Below are 16,996 nucleotides of genomic sequence, written 5' to 3' on the forward strand. Positions count from 1 at the left end.
CTGTACGAATGATCAATCTGGTTGGTTACGCCCAGCGTAACCAACCGTTCAGATGTTCCGGCTTTTGCACACTGAGATGATAACTGGTCGCTTTGGGTTGTGCGAACGTCAGTTTAAGCGTCAGTAATTCATCCCGGCGGAATGCGTGCACGGTAACCGTATCACCGGGCACAAAACGGCTGAGTAGGGTATTGATGTTACTGTCAGTGGCCTGAATATTATCAATGGCGATGATGCGATCACCGGCGGACAGGCCCGCGTGGTAAGCGTTTTCGTCGTGATAGACCGACAGCAGTTCAAGCCCGTTGGCGTTGCCTTTATAACGCGCGCCCAAATTCACCGATGCCGGCTTTTCTACCGCTTTGCCGTTACTGCTGTTGTCATCAGCCGGCACAAAGCGGCGCGTGGTCACGCCAAAATTCTGCAACAACGATTCAACCGGCAGGCTTTCTTTACCGTACAGCGCCTGCTGCAAAAAGTCGCTGACATCGACGCCGGCGTACTGTTTTAAAAACTCTACGACGGTGTCATCGGCGGTACCGACGGCGGTTTTACCGTAAGTGTGCCAGAGATCCTTCATCACCTGCGCCAGGGTCAGCTGATGATCGGTTTGCAGACGCAGGGTCAAATCCAGACACAGGCCAATCAGCGCGCCTTTGGCGTAATAGCTGACGATGCTGTTCGGTGCGTTTTCGTTCTGCTGGTAAAACTTCGTCCAGGCCAGAAAACTCGACTCAGTCACCGATTGCTGGTATTGGCCAACGCCGCGCTCGACCCGTGCTAAGGTGTTGCCCAGCACTTTTAAATAGCGGTCGGCGTCAATGATGCCGGCGGCATGGGTGATGTAATCGTCAAAATACGAGGTCATGCCCTCGTAGAACCACAATTGTTCGGTGTAGCTCTCGCGATCCAGCTGATAGGGTAAAAACGCCTTAGGTTTTAAGGTCTTAACGTTCCAGCTGTGAAAGTACTCGTGACAGCACAGGCTGAGGAAGGTTTGATAATCGTCGGTCAGCGCGTGCTGCGCCTTGCTGATCAGGCTCTTCCGGCTGCATAGCAAGGCGGTCGAATTACGGTGTTCAAGTCCGCCAAAGCCGTCGCCGACCACCATGGTCAAAAAGGTGTAGGACGTAAACGGGGCTTCGCCGAACAGTTTGATCTGGTGCTCGCAGATGCGGGCCAAATCGGACGTGATCCGTGACATATCGGCGTAATGGCGTCCGCTCAGTACCAGTGAGTGTTTGATGCCGTGGGCAATAAACTCCTCAATGCTGAGCTCACCCAGCAGAAACGGGTAGTCGATCAGGGCGTCGTAATTTTCCGCTTCGAACGCTCCAAAACCGTGCGCGCTGCCCGACTTTCTCGGCATACCGGTGGCCAGTTTCCAGTCGGGCCGTTCATCCGGTGCGCTGACGCTGAGGGTCACCGGCTGTTGTTCCTGCCCGGCAACGGCAAGACAGAGGCTGGTGTTGTTGAAAAAGCCTTGTTGTTGGTCCAGGTAGGCAGCACGGACAGAAAGGTCCCAGGCGTAAACCTGATAATGCACGGTTACTGCGGTGCCGCTGTCGTCAGTGTCCAACACCCATTCGTTTTTGCTCTGTTGGTCTACACCAACGGACTCTTTGCCGCGTTCCGCGTACAAGCCGATGATGTGTTTGCTAAAATCGCGGATCAGATAACTGCCGGGGATCCAGTTGGGCAGCCATAACCGCTGCTGAGCGGCGGGGGTATCGATGGTGAGCGTTACTTCGAACAGATGGCCCTTAAGATCCATCGGGCTGACGTGGTAGTGAATCAATGTCGACTCCTTTTCTTGACACATGCTGACAACTAGCGATCATAGTAGCATACGTATCGAGCTCACCAAGAGGACTTCATGAGCGGAAAAATACAACAATTGACCGTCGGTCAGCGTGTTGAGATTCAAATATCCGGACTCAATGTACCTGCGCGCTTTCAGACCGACTTTATTGGTGTGATAAAAGGACGTTGGTTTATTGTCGCCATGCCGGATGCCAAGCGCTATGGCGAACTGCGTGAGCACCTGCACGAAGGGGTGCCGCTGATCGTGCGTTTTGTATTAGAAAACGAGAACGGTGAAATTTGTGCGTTTCGAACGGATATTGACTTTGTCGTCAGTCATCCGACAAAAATGCTGTTTTTGGATTGGCCCAGCAACGTTGAAAGTCGCGTTATTCGCCAGGGTCGCCGCTTTGATGCGTACCTGCCGACCAGTGTCGCGCGGTTAAATGAAGATAACAAGGCAGACATGAGCGTTGACGGCGTGATTCTTGATGTGTCGGAAACCGGCTGTCGGGTTAAGCATCAGTATTCAGCCCCTGAGGGTGATGACAACAACGCGACTGACGACGCTGACAGCCCCAACGAAGGGCATGGTTGGGAAAGTGGCCAGCGGGTGCAGTTGAACGTTCAACAAAAAGGCAACGGTGAATTGAAACTGGGCTGTATCGTCCGCCAAATCAAATGCAAAGACGGTGTTTGCGAGCTTGGTTTACAGTTTAATTCGAATCAGAAAGAAGCCATTAACTCACTCTTTTCCGGCAGCCTGGTCGATATTGACGCACTCGCCCGTGCGGGTGAATAGGAGCCTATGACAGCACCATGACGTTTATTGATCGGTTGATGGCAGGTCCGTTGTTTGAGCACCGTGACCGGTCGTTCTGGGTTTTGCAAATAGGCGGTTGGGCCGGGTATGCGCTGGTCAACTACATTGGCTCGCTGATGCACGAAATGCGCGACATCTACACCGTTGTGCTGTTGCTGGGGGCTTATGCCGGCTTTCTGTTAACCATTCCGCTGCGGTATTTGTATCAGCGCATCTGGGAATTGCATCCGGTGTTGCTGATGCTGGTAGTGATTACCGCGTCGTATGTCTGCGCCTCAATCTGGGCGGTTATCGACAATGCTACGTATTGGGAAATCTATAAATTCGGTTTTCGGCCGGACAGTCCGTTCTTTTATTTTAAGAACAACCTCGCTAAATTTTACATCGTGCTGAGCTGGAGTGGCCTTTATTTTGGCATCAAGTATTATCAGATGCTTCAGGGTGAACGCCAGAAAGCGCTGATGGCGTCTTCGCGCGCGCATCAGGCACAGTTAAAAATGCTCCGTTATCAGCTCAATCCTCACTTTTTATTTAACAGTTTGAATGCCATTTCGACGCTGATCATGGTAAAAGAGAACGATGTTGCCAATAAAATGGTGAACAAGCTGAGCCACTTTTTGCGCTTTTCGCTGGATAACGATCCGATTAAGAAAATTACCCTGCAAAAAGAAATTGACGCGCTGATGCTGTATCTGGATATCGAAAAGGTACGTTTTGATGAGCGCTTGGACATTCGTGTGTCGATTACCGACGAGGCCAAGCTGGCGTTGGTGCCAAGCTTGTTGTTACAACCGTTGATCGAAAACGCCATTAAATACGCTATTGCCAAGGTTGAAGACGTAGGTATTCTGCAATTGCAGGCGTATGTCGAGCAACGGCGTCTCGTCATTTTGATGTGTGATAATGGGCCGGATGCCCCGGATAAACCGCAGGCGCTGCTGAACAACACAGGGGTCGGTTTGCAAAACACCCAGGAACGTCTGCAGGCGCTGTACGGAAAGCAATTCAGCTTTACCCTTAAGCCTAATCAGCCGCAGGGGTTGTGTGTCGAAATCATCTTGCCTTATGAAACTCTGGAGAATCCATGAAGTCTTCTTTAACTGCTTATATCGTTGATGATGAATCACTCGCTCGTAAAGGTTTGGCGTTACGACTGCAGCCTTTTACCCAGGTAGAGCTGGTTGGTGAATCGGGAAGCAGTCGTCAGGCCCTAGAAGAGATTATCCAGTTGCGCCCCGACGTTGTTTTTATCGATATTCAGATGCCGGGCCTGAACGGTTTTGAACTGCTTCGTGAGTTGCAGCAACGGCTGGAAGAGCTGCCGGTGGTGGTGTTTGTGACCGCTTTCGATCAATACGCCATTAAGGCGTTTGAAGTCAGGGCGCTCGACTATTTGCTGAAACCGGTGGACGAAGAGCGGCTAAAAGAAACCCTGGAACGTGTTGAGCAGGAACGTCAGCCCAGTGAATATGAAAAGACACAGCAGAAATTGGTGGACTTGGTTTCTGAAGTCACCGGTCAGAAGGGCGATGCGATTTTAGAACGTCTGGCGGCCGGAGCCGATGTGTCGGATCTGAACCGTTATCCGGAGCATCTGGCGATCAAGGACAGCGGCGAAATCACCCGCGTCCCGGTTAATCAAATTGAGTGGGTTGATGCCGCCGGCGATTACATGTGCATCCATGCCGCCGGCGAAACCTTTATTTTACGCCGCACCATGAAAGAACTGGAGCAGGAGCTTAACCCGAATCGTTTTCAGCGAGTGCACCGGTCGGCGATTGTTAATATCGATCAGGTGGAAAAACTCTGTACTCGCCATAACGGTGAGTACCATCTGGTTCTGAAAAATGGTCAAAATCTTAAAGTCAGCCGTAGTTATAAGGACCGCATTAAACAACTGATATTGAGCTGATGAAAAAACTGCTGTGCTGCCTTACTGTTTTATTGCTGACAGGCTGCTCTGCACAACTGGGGTATCGCTACGCGGATACGCTGGTGGAGTGGCAACTGGATGATTATGTGGCGCTTACCGATGACCAGCAACAGCGGGTTTCGGTAACAATCGATGAGCTACACCTCTGGCACGCACAACAGGAGCTGCCAAAATACCGCACCGCGTTGGCCGAACTGCGCGAAAAAATCGCCGCTAAGCAACTGCAGTACGATGACATTGATCGTACCGAAAACCAGTTGTGGCAGTTCTGGGCCAATGTTCAAAACCGACTGCTGGACGAAGTGGCGCTGCTACAGGACTTGTCCATGGCGCAACGCCGCGAGTTACTGAATAATCTGCAGGATAAGATTGATGAGCAGCGTGAGGAGCAGGCGGAGGACAACGACAGCCCAATCCTGGCGCAGATTGACCGGGTGAACCGGCGCGAAGAGCGGTTAAAAGAATGGACTGGTGACGTCACCGACGAGCAACAAGTGCTGATCCGCAAATGGGTACGTGAGCGCCCCGAAGGGGAATTTTGGCTGGATTATCGCCAGCGTTGGCACGACGCCTTTGCCGATGCGTTGTTGCAGCAGCCACCGGACATGGCGGCGTTACAGGCATTAATTACCGAGCCGCGGGCATTGCGTTCCGCAGAACATAAAGCGTACACCGAACAACGTACCGCTGTGCGTCATAAATACTTATGGTTACTGTATGAGTCGCTGACTGATGCGCAACGACAGAAGCTGTTAGAACAGGCGGATGAGTATTTGCAGTTATTGGATGAGCTGATTGCTGATTTTAAGTAAGCGCCGCAAGTGCGGCGCTTATGGGTTGGTATCAGAGCGGTTAACGGACTTCAATCACCTTACAGGTGTTGCTCGAACCGACGGTCTCCATCACATCACCGTGGGTTAAAATCACCAGATCGCCTTTGCTGACGTGTCCCAGCGACTTAATTAACTCAACCGCGTCAAGTATCGGTTGCTTACTGCTGGTTGAGTCAAAATCGACCGGGTAGACGCCGCGATAAAGTGCGCATTTGTTGCGGCTCTGTGGGTGGCGTGACAACGAGAAGATCGGCAAATGCGATGTGATGCGCGACATCAGTTTAGCGGTAAAGCCCGACTCGGTCAGCGCAATGATCGCTTTTACGCCGGTGAGGTGGGTAGCGGCGTACATCGCCGACATGGCCGCAGCTTCTGAGATGCTGGAAAAGCTTTCTTCGAGGTCATCGTGACGCAAATGCGCGCTCGGGTGCGTTTCCGCGCCCAGACAGATTTCAGCCATGGCTTTAACGGTCTCGACCGGGAACTTACCGGCCGCGGTTTCAGCCGATAGCATCACGGCGTCGGTACCGTCCAATACCGCATTAGCAACGTCCATGACTTCGGCACGGGTCGGCATTGGATTCTCGATCATTGATTCCATCATCTGGGTTGCGGTGATCACGACTTTATTCAGCTGACGGGCGCGCGAGATGATTTGTTTTTGCTTACCGACCAGTTGTGCGTCGCCGATTTCGACACCCAAATCGCCGCGGGCAACCATTACCGCGTCGGAGGCGCGAATTACGTCGTCAAGAGCGTGCTCGCTGGCGACCGCCTCAGCACGTTCGATTTTCGCACAGATAACGCCTTTGCCACCGGCCTGGCGCAGGAGTTGACGCGCCTCGTTCAGATCTTCGCCACAACGTGGGAACGACACGGCCAAATAATCCACACCAATTTCTGCCGCCGTTTTGATGTCGCGGTGGTCTTTTTCGGTCAGCGCCTTGGCCGACAAACCACCGCCGAGACGGTTAATGCCTTTGTTGTTGGACAGGGTGCCGGCAACGATCACTTTCGTGTGTACCGCGCTGCCTTCGATGTAGTCGACCTGTAAGCGGATACGGCCATCGTCCAGCAACAGAATATCGCCGCTGCCAACGTCATGCGGTAGCTCTTTATAGTCCAGCCCGACCACCGAGTCGTCCCCGTTTTGCGGATCAAACTCTGCATCCAGGGTAAATTCCTGTCCCGGTTTTAACTGTACTTTGCCGTCGCGGAAGCGGGCGATACGAATTTTCGGCCCTTGCAAGTCACCAAGAATAGCAACGTGCGCGTTCAGCCGTTTTGCGATGGCGCGAACGTTTTCTGCGCGTTGTTTTTGTTCATCGGCGGTGCCGTGTGAAAAGTTAAGACGCACGACGTTGGCGCCTGCTAAGATAAGTTGTTCCAGAACATCGGGTTGATCGGTCGCAGGACCTAACGTCGTAACTATTTTAGTGCGGCGCAGCATGCAAAACTCCAGCAAGCAAAAAATTATGTGTTATTACAAAAGTCTAGCACAGTGTCCGTTACAGAAGTAAGTCAAACCGGAGTGAATATGGCAAAAGACATAAAACAACAGCAGTGGCGCTCGTTATCCGAGCAAGAATGGCGCGAACGGCTGTCAGACGAGGCCTACCGAGTGCTGCGGCAGCACGGTACTGAACGGCCGTTTAGCGGCAAGTACCTGACCTTGGACAAGCAGGGCAACTATCTGTGTGCCGGCTGTGGCCAGGAAATTTTCAGTGCCGCCAGTCAATATGATGCCCACTGCGGCTGGCCAAGTTTTGATCGTGCGCTCGAGGGCGCCATTGAGTATCGTCAGGACACCAGTCACGGTATGGTACGTACGGAAATTCTGTGCAGTCGCTGCCACGGTCATCTTGGCCATGTGTTTGATGATGGCCCCACCGAAACCGGGCAGCGTTATTGTGTTAATTCAGTCGCTATGACGCATCAGGACGACGTTTAAACTGGCCGTCCTGTAATTCGTCGACGATGTCCTCGGCTTGCTCCTGCCACTGTTCGTACTCTTCGTCAGTGGCATTAACGATGGTACGGATTTGTTGTTCGTTCATTGTTTCGGAGCCGAAGGCGATGGCGACGCGCGCCCAAATGTATGCCTGACGGGTGTCTTGCTGACCGAGGTAGTAGGTCACCAATGACTCGGGGATTTCAACATTAAAGCGTTGATCCTTTTTGTACAGTCTGAGCGCGTTATACAAATGCGTTAACACCTTGCGTTGGTCTTCTTTGGCGTAGTACGTGGCCAACGCAAACTGCAGTTCGTGCGTTTGCAATGCTTTGCTGCCTTCCATCGCCAGCAGCTGATCGAGCGCCTCGTTATCGCTTCGATTAGCCCAGTGCCAGTACAACAGCAACGGCGCGTCACTGTCGGCCGTTTCTCGTGCCAGCTTATTGATGGCTTTGAGACTGTTTAAGTACGCTTCGATGCGATGAGACTGTTTGAGCTTCAGTTTGCGGTGTTCAATGCCTGACGCCAATTCGATGCATTGCGAATATTTTTGTAAGTCTTTCAGCAAATAGTATTTGTGGTCAGGTTTATCGTCCTGCGCGTTTAAATAACGCGAAATGATCAATTGGCGACGTTCGGCGCGACACCAGTTGTCTTCGTTCAGGTCCGAGCAAAAACCAGGTTCCTGCTCACACATTTCTCTGACGGTGGGCATCCGTTCCCCACATGCGGTCAGGCCCAATCCGGCGATTAGGCTGAAAACCAGCGTGTTAAATGTCCTTTTTGGCATGTTACGACTCATAAAGTTAGTTTCGATTGGCTAATAACTCCGCTTTTCAGTACAATAGCGCGGAATTTTCCTAAGCTTACCACAGAACGAGGACAGAGCTAATGAACTCAACTCAGCAAGATCCAACGCTGTCGAGCTGGCAAGAACGGCAGGAATATGCCGAGTTAATGCAGCCATTAATTGGTAAATTATATCGTAATTTTGGTGTCGAGATTCTGGTTTACGGACGTTCGCTACTGAACGTTGATACCATTAACATCATCAAAGCGCATCGTTTGATCCGTCGTTACGAAGGTCAAAAAGTTCGTTTGCGTGAGAGTTTCCCATTCCTGGAAGCGATGGCGAAAATGCAATTAGCGCCGGGCCGCGTGGATTTGGGTAAATTGGCTTATGGTTACTTGTTCGCTGGTAAAGACGACGGTCTGTCGGTAGAAGATTACATCCGCCGCGAGCTGAGTGACATTGTCGACGTAGAAGACAGCATCGAGCCGCGTGACGTGGTGTTGTACGGTTTTGGCCGTATTGGCCGATTGTTGGCGCGGTTGCTGATCGAGCGTAACGGTGCCAATAACAAAATGCGTCTGCGCGCTATTGTGGTACGTGGTGGTCGTGATGGCGATCTGGAAAAGCGTGCAAGCTTGCTGCGTCGTGACTCAATTCACGGCCAATTCAACGGTTCTATTACCGTTGATAAAGAAAACAACAGCATCAAAGCAAACGGCACCAGCATCCGGGTGATTTATTCTGATGGTCCTGATCAGGTGGATTACACCCAATACGGTATTGATAACGCCATTGTTATCGACAACACCGGTATCTGGAAAGACGAAGAGGGCCTGGGCTTACACCTTAAGTCGAAAGGGGTTGCTAAGGTGTTGCTGACGGCACCGTCAAAAGGCGACATTAAAAACATCGTATTTGGTGTTAACGATAAAGACATCACCGACGGCGATCGCATCGTCTCGGCAGCGTCTTGCACCACCAATGCCATCACGCCGGTACTAAAAGCGATTAATGACCAGTTTGGTATCAATAACGGTCACGTCGAGACGGTGCATTCGTACACCAACGATCAGAACCTGATTGACAACTATCACAAAGCGGAGCGTCGTGGTCGTTCAGCGCCGTTGAACATGGTGATTACCTCGACCGGTGCGGCGAAAGCCGTTTCTAAAGCGCTGCCGGAGCTGAAAGGCAAGCTGACCGGTAACGCCATCCGGGTTCCTACGCCTAACGTTTCAATGGCGATCATGAACCTGAATCTGGCCAAATCAACCAGCCGTGACGAGTTAAATGCTTACCTGCGTGACACGGCGTTGCATTCCGAGCTGGAAAGCCAGATTGACTATACCGCGTCGACTGAAATCGTGTCATCGGACTTGGTTGGTTCACGTTATGCTGGCATTGTAGACTCACAGGCAACCATCGTTGAAGATGACCGCGCTGTCCTGTATGTCTGGTATGACAACGAGTTTGGCTACAGCTGTCAGGTTGTGCGAGTGGCAGAAGCCATGGCTGGCCTGAAAGTGCCGAGCCTGCCTCGCTAAACTGATCAAAAAAAGCGCCGTAATGGCGCTTTTTTTACACAATATTGAGTAAAAAAGGAACACTATGCATATTAACGCAGCGTTTGACAGTGGCAATATCGACGTGATCAAGGCCGAGTCGCCTGATGATATTCGCCTGGCGATTCGTAAAGACCATCAGTCGGACTTTTACCAGTGGTTTCATTTTAAGCTTTTCGCAGAAGCGGGTGCCGAACACGTGATGACCATCGAGAATGCCGGCAATGCCGCGTACCCCGATGGCTGGAAGGATTATCAGGCGTTAGCGTCTTATGACCGCGAAACCTGGTTCCGGGTACCGACCGAATACAATGGTAAAGAGCTGACCATTCGTCACACACCGGAGCAAGAGTCGGTGTTTTACGCATACTTCATTCCTTATTCGTACGAACGTCATCAGGATCTGATCCAGTCGGCGCAACAGTCGGTCGACTGCTATCACGAGCTGTTGGGTGAAACCCTTGACGGGCGCGAGCTGAACCTGTTGATTGTCGGTGAACCGGCGGAACATAAAAACACCATCTGGGTAACCGCACGCCAGCATCCGGGCGAGAGCATGGCCGAGTGGTTCATGGAAGGTTTTATCGCGCGCCTGCTGGACGATGAAGACGGTGTGGCACGCAAGTTACTGGAAGATAATGTATTTTATCTGGTTCCTAACATGAATCCGGACGGCAGTGTGCGCGGCCATTTACGCACCAATGCGGTCGGTACCAACCTGAACCGCGAGTGGGCAGAGCCTAGCCTGGAAAAAAGTCCGGAAGTGTTTTACGTGTTAAAACGCATGCAGGAAACCGGCGTCGATATGTTCCTCGATGTGCACGGTGATGAAGCGCTGCCGTATAACTTTGTCGCTGGCTGTGAAGGCATTCCGTCCTACGACGAGCGTCATGAGATGCTGGAAGAAACCTTTAAAGCCGCGCTACTGGCAGCCACGCCGGAATTCCAAACCAAATTCGGTTACGAGCGGGATGAGCCGGGCAAAGCGAACATGACGGTTGCTAATTCGGCCGTGGGTGAGCGCTTTAAGTGCCTGTCTTATACGCTGGAAATGCCATTTAAGGACAACGCCGATTTGCCGGATGAAGATTTTGGCTGGTCAACGGCGCGCTGTCAGCGTTTGGGTGAAGACGTTTTGACGGCAATATTGGCAGTCTCACCGAAATTGCGTTAATAATAGACAAATAACCAACAGCAACAATAACAATAATTAGGGGAGCGAACGTTGGAAACGCTTAATAATTTTCTACTATGGATTGACGGGTTTTTAGGCTCTGCCGCCTATTTCCCGTTTCTTTTACTTGGGGTGGGTTTGTTTTTTACCCTGTATCTTGGATTTCCGCAGGTGCGCTACTTTCGCCACGCCTGGAAAGTGCTTGGCGGTAAGTTTGATAAGAAAGACTCACAAGGTGATACCAGCCACTTTCAGGCCTTATCAACGGCGCTGTCCGGTACCGTCGGTACCGGTAACATCGGTGGTGTTGCGCTCGCGATCTTCTTAGGTGGCCCGGCCGCCATCTTCTGGATGTGGATGACGGCGTTTATGGGTATGACCACTAAGTTTGTGGAAGTGACCTTATCGCATAAATACCGCGTTAAAACCGAAGACGGCACCATGGCCGGTGGTCCGATGTACTATATGGACCGTCGCCTGAACATGAAGTGGTTGGCGGTGATTTTCGCCATTGCCACCATCATCAGCTCCTTCGGTACCGGCAACATGCCGCAAATCAACAACATTGCTCAGTCGATGGAACAGACCTTCCAGATCGACCCGGTGATTACCGGTGCGGTGCTGTCGATTCTGCTGGCGATGGTTATCATCGGTGGTATCAAGCGGATTGCAGCCGTAACCTCTAAGATCGTACCGATCATGGGTTTCCTGTATGTGGTCGGTTCACTGAGTGTGATCCTGTTCAACATCGATAACATTGGCGAATCGTTCGTGTCGATTTTCCGCGATGCCTTTACCGGTTCCGCGGCGGCAGGCGGCTTCCTTGGTGCAAGCTTTGCGTATGCCTTTAACCGTGGCGTTAACCGTGGCTTGTTCTCGAACGAAGCGGGTCAGGGTTCGGCACCTATTGCACACGCTTCCGCACGTGCTAAAGATCCGGTCTCTGAAGGTCTGGTGTCGATTCTGGAACCGTTCCTGGACACCATTTTGATTTGTACCTTAACGGGTCTGGTGATCCTGTCGTCGGGCGTTTGGACGCAGAAGTTTGAAAACAACTTTGCCCGCAGTGACCTCGACTTTATTGTCGGTGAATACACCGATACTGAGCAGGCCGACCGTGAGGCGCTGTACGCCTATCTGAACCAGACCTCGGATAATGACATTGAGCGTTACACCGGGACCGTCGAAGTGGTCAACGGCGAAGCGCAAACCAACGGTCAGTTTACGATTCTGCACGCGCGTTCGGTTGCTGAAGACGTGCGCTTTATCGTTGCCGGTGAAGACGCCTACAGCGGTACCGTTCGTGTCGAAAACGGCAACCTGATCAAAGAAGACATCGAAGTGGTCGGTAAGTCACTGGTGCACTCAGCGGCACTTACGTCATTGGCTTTTGCTAACGGTTATTTTGGTGATTACGGCCAATACATCATTCCGTTAACGCTGCTGATGTTTGCGTTCTCGACCGCGATTGCCTGGTCCTATTACGGCGACCGTGCGGTGGTCTATCTGGTTGGCCAGAAAGGGGTGATGCCTTACCGCATTATTTACGTTGCCGGCTTCTTCTGGGCGTCGTTTGCCGATACCACCCTGGTATGGACAGCGTCGGCCGTTGCCATCGTGTTAATGACGCTGCCGAACTTACTCGGCATGATTTTATTGCACAAAGAAATGAAGAGTACGGTTAAATCCTACTGGCAGGATTTTAATAAGGAAAACAAATCAAAATAACGATTTGTGATGATGCAGAAACGGCCGGTCTTTGACCGGTCGTTTTTTTATCCTGGGCTGAACCTTGAAATTATGGTGAAAAGCCTTATATTGCAAGGATTGCGCGAAATAACCCTGGATTTTAAAAAGCGGGAATTAATAACGTTATGGCTTTAGCTGAATGTCCGTCGTGCCGAAAGCGCGTGTCATCGAAAGCAAAAGAATGCCCCCATTGCCAATTTGTGTTTGCGGGTCAGTCGGAACAGGATCTTGAACGCGAGTTTGTTCGCATCCAGCAGGAAAAACGCGATAAACTGGTGTCGCGGTCAATGTTGGCCTTGTTGTTGGCCATCGCCGGGTTTGTCTATTTGTTTCTGCAACAACCATTGCCCGAGACCTGGCAGTACAACGTCGCCATCGGCGTGTTGATTGTCGGTTTATTGTGGTTTGTTATTAATCGAGTGCAACTTCTCTTTATTAAGCGAAAACGGCGATAGGTGATACCCAGTGCAGTTTGATGATTTAATCAATTCAATGAGTCGTGAGACTTACGATCGCTTAGTCAGCGCAGTAGAAACCGGGCGTTGGCCAGACGGCAATAAACTGACCGACGAGCAGCGCGAAAATTCGTTACAGTTGGTGATGGCCTATCAAGCCCGTTTCATTCCTTCGGATCAGCACATGACGCTGAGCAAAGACGGCACCATGCTGATGAAAAGCAAACGCGAACTTAAACAGCAGTTCAGTGACAACGCGGAGCAGCCGATTGCGCGCTTCTCATTGAATGCGGCAAGCGACGAAACCAATCAATAAGGATTTCCATGTTTGATCTTAACAGTAACAGTGACTTGCTGTTGCAGTGCAAAGCGGTTACCGCTGACGAACCCGATTTAATCGCTAACCTGGCTAATATCAGTGCTATTATTTTTGATGGTATGGCCGATATTAACTGGGCAGGCTTTTATTTTGCGCGCAAGCCGGATGAATTGGTGCTGGGGCCGTTTCAGGGCAAAGTCGCTTGTGTACGCATTCCCTTTGGTAAAGGGGTTTGTGGTACTGCGGCTGCAGAAAAACAGTTGCAGCACGTTGACGACGTGCATCAGTTTAGCGGTCACATCGCCTGTGATGCGGCGTCAAACAGCGAAGTAGTGGCTCCTATCATCGTTAACGGCGAGGTCGTGGCGGTGCTGGATATCGACAGTCCGTCGGTGGCGCGCTTTAGCAAAGAAGATGCCCAACAAATTGGCTTGATTGCGGACTATTGTGCGCAGTTAGACTGGACGCAGCTGTAATTTATGTTGGATAAATTTGACGTTCATTTGTATTTGGTGAGCCACAACGACACCTGGTTTTTTGAGGACCAGAGCGAGTTAGCGGCTGATAATATCAATGAAATGTTGCATTTAATTAACCAGTACCAACTGGAATCTGATACGTTAGAGCAGTTGGAAGAGGCCGTGCGCAGAACATTATTTGACTGGATTGAAGCGCCTGCTTTACTGGATTTAGAATTCGAAGAAATGGACGATTATGTACGTTCCGTTTTAAAAGTTGTTCGAGAACAGGAAGAAGATTGGAATGAATGAACCGGCTAAGCTCACTAAGAGCAAAGATGTTATCGCGTATTTGGCAGAACAGTTTCCGCAGTGCTTTTCGCTAAAAGGAGACGCCAAACCGCTTAAAATTGGCATCTTTGACGATCTAGCCAAGCGCCTTGAAAACGACCCGATGGTCAGTAAAACCCGTTTGCGTACGGCATTGCGCCATTACACCAACAGTTGGCGCTATCTGCACAGTGTCAAACAGGGTGAACAGCGCATTGATCTGGATGGTAACGCTGTCGAGCCGGTTACTGAAGAGCATCAACAACACGCGCAAGAATCGTTGAAAGAATCGAAAGCGAAAGTGGCGGCGAAGAAAAAAGAGCGCCAGGCAGAAGCCGGTGAAGGCGATGCTAAGAAACCTCAGGGTAAACGTGCGGAACGTGCCAAAGTTCCTCCGAAAGCGGCTAAACCTTCTGCGAAAAAACCACGTAAGAATGTTCATAAACCAGCGCCAAAACTGGATGACGTGGAACTTAATGCCTTGTCTATCGGTCAACAGGTTCAGGTAAAAGCCGGTCATCAACCGATGCCGGCTACGGTCACCGAGATTGATAAGGATGATATTCAAGTTCGTCTGGATAACGGCTTGAGTATGAAAGTAAAAATTGCGAATCTATTCGTAAAAGCAGAATAACGTTTTCGTTAAGAAGTAGGAGTCGCCCAATGAAGTATCCGTGGTTTAAAAAGAGCGCTCTGGCACTGTTGCTGGTGTCGCCGTCACTGCTGGCGATTCCTCCCAGTCATGAGGTTTCGGAACTGCCGCAGCTTGAGCAGGAGAGCCATCACGATACCGCTGCTGAACGCGCAACGGCGTATTTCACGCGTTATCACTTTTCGCAGCCAACGCTGAATGATCAGCTGTCAGAGCAAATTCACGAACGCTATCTGAAACTGCTGGATTTCAACAAGATGTTTTTGTTGCAGTCCGACATTGACGCTTCGGAAGAGTACGCACAGCTGTTCGACGATATGTTGGAGAGCGGTGAACTGGATGTTGCCTACGATCTGTATCAGACCAGTTTAAAAAGACGTTTTGAACGCTATGAATACGCGCTGTCGCTGCTCGATGAAGAAAAGCCAATGGACTTCACCGTTGAAGGCGACAAGTATTATTACGATCGCGAAGAAGAGCCGTGGGCGAAATCACGCGAAGAGTTAGACGATCTGTGGTATTCACGGGTTAAATACGACGCGCTGAATTTGAAACTGGCCGGTAAAGAGTGGCCGGAAATCGTCGAAACGCTTGGTAAACGCTATAACAGCGCGCTCAACCGGTTAACCAAATCAAAAAGTGAAGATGTGTTTCAAACCTTGATGAACGCCTTTGCGCGTTCGGTTGAAGCGCACACCAGCTATTTGTCACCGCAAAACTCCGAACGCTTCCGCCAGAACATGAATCTGGAATTGGAAGGCATTGGTGCGGTGTTGCAGTCGGAATACGATTACACCGTCATTCGCAGTCTGGTGCCCGGCGGTCCGGCAGATAAAACCGACCAACTTTCACCGGAAGATAAAATCATCGCGGTCGGCCAGGGTACTGGTGACGACGCGGAAGACTTTGTTGATGTGATCGGTATGCGACTGGACGATGTGGTCGATATGATCAAAGGTCCTAAGGGTACCGTTGTACGGTTGCAGGTGCTGGAAGCATCGCAGGGTGCCGGTGGCACACCCAAGGTCGTTGAAATTACCCGCGACAAGGTAAAACTTGAAGACCGTGCAGCTAAGCTGGACGTGAAAACCATGGACGACGGGCCTTATCAAGGCCGCAAAATGGGCGTTATCGAAATTCCTGGGTTTTACAATAACCTGACGGATGATGTCCGTAAGCTGATTGATGAACTGGACGATAAATCCGTTGAGGGCTTGATTGTTGACTTACGCGGTAACGGCGGCGGGTCACTGGCGGAAGCCATCAACCTGAGCGGACTCTTTATCGACCAGGGACCTATCGTACAGGTTAGTGACGGCCGTGGTCAGGTCGACGTCAGCGCGGATCGTGACGGCAAAACTTATTACGATGGCCCATTGGTGGTGATGGTTGACCGCTACAGTGCGTCGGCCTCGGAGATTTTTGCGGCGGCCATGCAGGATTACGAGCGCGCTCTTATCGTTGGTGAAAACACCTTTGGTAAAGGCACCGTGCAGCAACACCGTGGCCTGACCCGTCGTTTTGACTTCTTTGATAAGCCACTGGGTAGCGTGCAATACACCATTGCGAAGTTCTATCGGATTGACGGCGGCAGCACCCAGTTAAAAGGGGTTCAGCCTGATATCGTATTGCCTTCCTATGTGGAAGCGTCAGAGTGGGGCGAAAGCAAAGAAGACAACGCGTTACCGTGGGATAAGGTCGATAAAGCGCCGTATCGTGCGGTCAATAAGGTTAACCGCAGCGAGTTGCCCGAGCTGCAAAGCGCAGCCAACCAACGGATTGAGCAAGATCCGGAGTTTGATTACATTTTCGATGAAATCAAACGTCTGCGCGAAGAGCAGGACAAGACCTGGGTAAGCCTCGATATTAATGCCCGCAAGGCGGAGCAGGAAGAGCAAAAGGCACTGCGTCTGCAACGCATCAACGACCGCTTAAAACGCATGGGCAAAGAGCCGGTCGAGGAAATTGATGAGGTTGACGACGAGGTGTTGGAAATAGATCCTTACCTGCAACAGGCATTAGCCATCGGTTTTGATTACATTGACGATACCCAGTTAGTGCAAAACAAAGGCTAATGGCCACCGCTAGTCTGTATAAAAAACCGCCGGTCACGGCGGTTTTTTATTGTTTGCGTGGCAAATAAGGGCGTTTTGTGGTC

General features: G+C 51.1%; 17 protein-coding genes. 14 read left to right on the top strand and 3 right to left on the bottom strand.

Features of this window, described 5'->3' with window-relative positions; genetic code table 11:
- Positions 1-25 precede the first annotated feature (25 nt).
- Positions 26-1,822: a M61 family metallopeptidase gene (locus C5610_RS06040; protein ID WP_262340056.1), complete on the bottom strand. Its 1,797-nt coding sequence runs from the start codon at positions 1,820-1,822 to the stop codon at positions 26-28.
- A gap of 54 nt (positions 1,823-1,876) precedes the next feature.
- On the opposite strand from C5610_RS06040, the gene C5610_RS06045 reads away from it, so the two are divergent.
- From C5610_RS06045 to C5610_RS06060, 4 genes are read left to right on the top strand one after another with little or no spacing between them, the layout of a single operon-like run.
- Entirely contained in the window at positions 1,877-2,605 is a 729-nt protein-coding gene (locus C5610_RS06045; protein WP_105306383.1) for a flagellar brake domain-containing protein, read from the top strand.
- A 17-nt stretch (positions 2,606-2,622) separates the two neighbouring features.
- Positions 2,623-3,714 (top strand): sensor histidine kinase, encoded by a 1,092-nt coding sequence (locus C5610_RS06050; RefSeq protein ID WP_262340057.1) that lies wholly within the window; start codon positions 2,623-2,625, stop codon positions 3,712-3,714.
- Complete coding sequence (locus C5610_RS06055) at positions 3,711-4,538, top strand: LytR/AlgR family response regulator transcription factor (protein ID WP_105306384.1); 828 nt, start codon at positions 3,711-3,713, stop codon at positions 4,536-4,538. The genes C5610_RS06050 and C5610_RS06055 overlap by 4 nt, the downstream gene beginning before the upstream one ends.
- A complete protein-coding gene (locus tag C5610_RS06060; protein ID WP_105306385.1) occupies positions 4,538-5,371 on the top strand; it encodes a DUF6279 family lipoprotein in 834 nt (277 codons plus the stop codon). Before C5610_RS06055 ends, C5610_RS06060 begins: the two co-directional genes overlap by 1 nt.
- A 40-nt stretch (positions 5,372-5,411) precedes the next feature.
- Here C5610_RS06060 and pyk read toward each other — a convergent pair whose 3' ends face one another.
- Positions 5,412-6,842: a pyruvate kinase gene (gene pyk, locus C5610_RS06065; protein ID WP_105306386.1), complete on the bottom strand. Its 1,431-nt coding sequence runs from the start codon at positions 6,840-6,842 to the stop codon at positions 5,412-5,414.
- Positions 6,843-6,929: 87 nt separating this feature from the next.
- Between pyk and msrB the strand changes: the two genes are divergently transcribed.
- Positions 6,930-7,343: a peptide-methionine (R)-S-oxide reductase MsrB gene (gene msrB / locus C5610_RS06070; RefSeq protein ID WP_105306387.1), complete on the top strand. Its 414-nt coding sequence runs from the start codon at positions 6,930-6,932 to the stop codon at positions 7,341-7,343.
- Here msrB and C5610_RS06075 read toward each other — a convergent pair.
- Positions 7,318-8,136, bottom strand: coding sequence for a DUF2989 domain-containing protein (locus C5610_RS06075; protein ID WP_105307721.1), 819 nt, complete (start codon positions 8,134-8,136; stop codon positions 7,318-7,320). The two genes, msrB and C5610_RS06075, sit on opposite strands and share 26 nt — an antisense overlap.
- A gap of 101 nt (positions 8,137-8,237) precedes the next feature.
- Between C5610_RS06075 and C5610_RS06080 the strand changes: the two genes are divergently transcribed.
- From C5610_RS06080 to prc, 9 genes are all read left to right on the top strand, one after another.
- Entirely contained in the window at positions 8,238-9,683 is a 1,446-nt protein-coding gene (locus C5610_RS06080) for a glyceraldehyde-3-phosphate dehydrogenase (RefSeq protein WP_105306388.1), read from the top strand.
- Positions 9,684-9,747: 64 nt separating this feature from the next.
- A complete protein-coding gene (locus tag C5610_RS06085; protein WP_105306389.1) occupies positions 9,748-10,875 on the top strand; it encodes a M14-type cytosolic carboxypeptidase in 1,128 nt (375 codons plus the stop codon).
- 51 nt (positions 10,876-10,926) lie between these two features.
- On the top strand, positions 10,927-12,603 hold the full coding sequence (locus tag C5610_RS06090) for an alanine/glycine:cation symporter family protein (RefSeq protein ID WP_105306390.1): 1,677 nt from the start codon (positions 10,927-10,929) through the stop codon (positions 12,601-12,603).
- A 146-nt stretch (positions 12,604-12,749) separates the two neighbouring features.
- Entirely contained in the window at positions 12,750-13,079 is a 330-nt protein-coding gene (locus C5610_RS06095) for a hypothetical protein (protein ID WP_105306391.1), read from the top strand.
- 10 nt (positions 13,080-13,089) lie between these two features.
- On the top strand, positions 13,090-13,395 hold the full coding sequence (locus C5610_RS06100) for a YeaC family protein (RefSeq protein ID WP_105306392.1): 306 nt from the start codon (positions 13,090-13,092) through the stop codon (positions 13,393-13,395).
- An 8-nt stretch (positions 13,396-13,403) separates the two neighbouring features.
- Complete coding sequence (locus tag C5610_RS06105) at positions 13,404-13,874, top strand: GAF domain-containing protein (protein WP_105306393.1); 471 nt, start codon at positions 13,404-13,406, stop codon at positions 13,872-13,874.
- Positions 13,875-13,877: 3 nt separating this feature from the next.
- Positions 13,878-14,168, top strand: a complete 291-nt coding sequence (locus C5610_RS06110) for a hypothetical protein (RefSeq protein WP_105306394.1) — start codon at positions 13,878-13,880, stop codon at positions 14,166-14,168.
- Positions 14,161-14,820, top strand: coding sequence for an RNA chaperone ProQ (gene proQ, locus C5610_RS06115; RefSeq protein ID WP_105306395.1), 660 nt, complete (start codon positions 14,161-14,163; stop codon positions 14,818-14,820). Before C5610_RS06110 ends, proQ begins: the two co-directional genes overlap by 8 nt.
- A gap of 29 nt (positions 14,821-14,849) precedes the next feature.
- A complete protein-coding gene (gene prc, locus C5610_RS06120; RefSeq protein WP_105306396.1) occupies positions 14,850-16,913 on the top strand; it encodes a carboxy terminal-processing peptidase in 2,064 nt (687 codons plus the stop codon).
- The last annotated feature ends 83 nt before the right edge of the window (positions 16,914-16,996 follow it).

Source organism: Idiomarina sp. OT37-5b (assembly GCF_002968395.1).
Taxonomy (GTDB): Bacteria; Pseudomonadota; Gammaproteobacteria; order Enterobacterales; family Alteromonadaceae; genus Idiomarina; species Idiomarina aquatica.

Coding starts and splice junctions, on each gene's coding strand:
- C5610_RS06040 (WP_262340056.1), bottom strand. CDS start 1,822: ATGTGTCAAGAAAAGGAGTCGACATTGATTCACTACCACGTCAGCCCG.
- C5610_RS06045 (WP_105306383.1), top strand. CDS start 1,877: ATGAGCGGAAAAATACAACAATTGACCGTCGGTCAGCGTGTTGAGATT.
- C5610_RS06050 (WP_262340057.1), top strand. CDS start 2,623: ATGACGTTTATTGATCGGTTGATGGCAGGTCCGTTGTTTGAGCACCGT.
- C5610_RS06055 (WP_105306384.1), top strand. CDS start 3,711: ATGAAGTCTTCTTTAACTGCTTATATCGTTGATGATGAATCACTCGCT.
- C5610_RS06060 (WP_105306385.1), top strand. CDS start 4,538: ATGAAAAAACTGCTGTGCTGCCTTACTGTTTTATTGCTGACAGGCTGC.
- pyk (WP_105306386.1), bottom strand. CDS start 6,842: ATGCTGCGCCGCACTAAAATAGTTACGACGTTAGGTCCTGCGACCGAT.
- msrB (WP_105306387.1), top strand. CDS start 6,930: ATGGCAAAAGACATAAAACAACAGCAGTGGCGCTCGTTATCCGAGCAA.
- C5610_RS06075 (WP_105307721.1), bottom strand. CDS start 8,136: ATGCCAAAAAGGACATTTAACACGCTGGTTTTCAGCCTAATCGCCGGA.
- C5610_RS06080 (WP_105306388.1), top strand. CDS start 8,238: ATGAACTCAACTCAGCAAGATCCAACGCTGTCGAGCTGGCAAGAACGG.
- C5610_RS06085 (WP_105306389.1), top strand. CDS start 9,748: ATGCATATTAACGCAGCGTTTGACAGTGGCAATATCGACGTGATCAAG.
- C5610_RS06095 (WP_105306391.1), top strand. CDS start 12,750: ATGGCTTTAGCTGAATGTCCGTCGTGCCGAAAGCGCGTGTCATCGAAA.
- C5610_RS06105 (WP_105306393.1), top strand. CDS start 13,404: ATGTTTGATCTTAACAGTAACAGTGACTTGCTGTTGCAGTGCAAAGCG.
- C5610_RS06110 (WP_105306394.1), top strand. CDS start 13,878: ATGTTGGATAAATTTGACGTTCATTTGTATTTGGTGAGCCACAACGAC.
- proQ (WP_105306395.1), top strand. CDS start 14,161: ATGAATGAACCGGCTAAGCTCACTAAGAGCAAAGATGTTATCGCGTAT.
- prc (WP_105306396.1), top strand. CDS start 14,850: ATGAAGTATCCGTGGTTTAAAAAGAGCGCTCTGGCACTGTTGCTGGTG.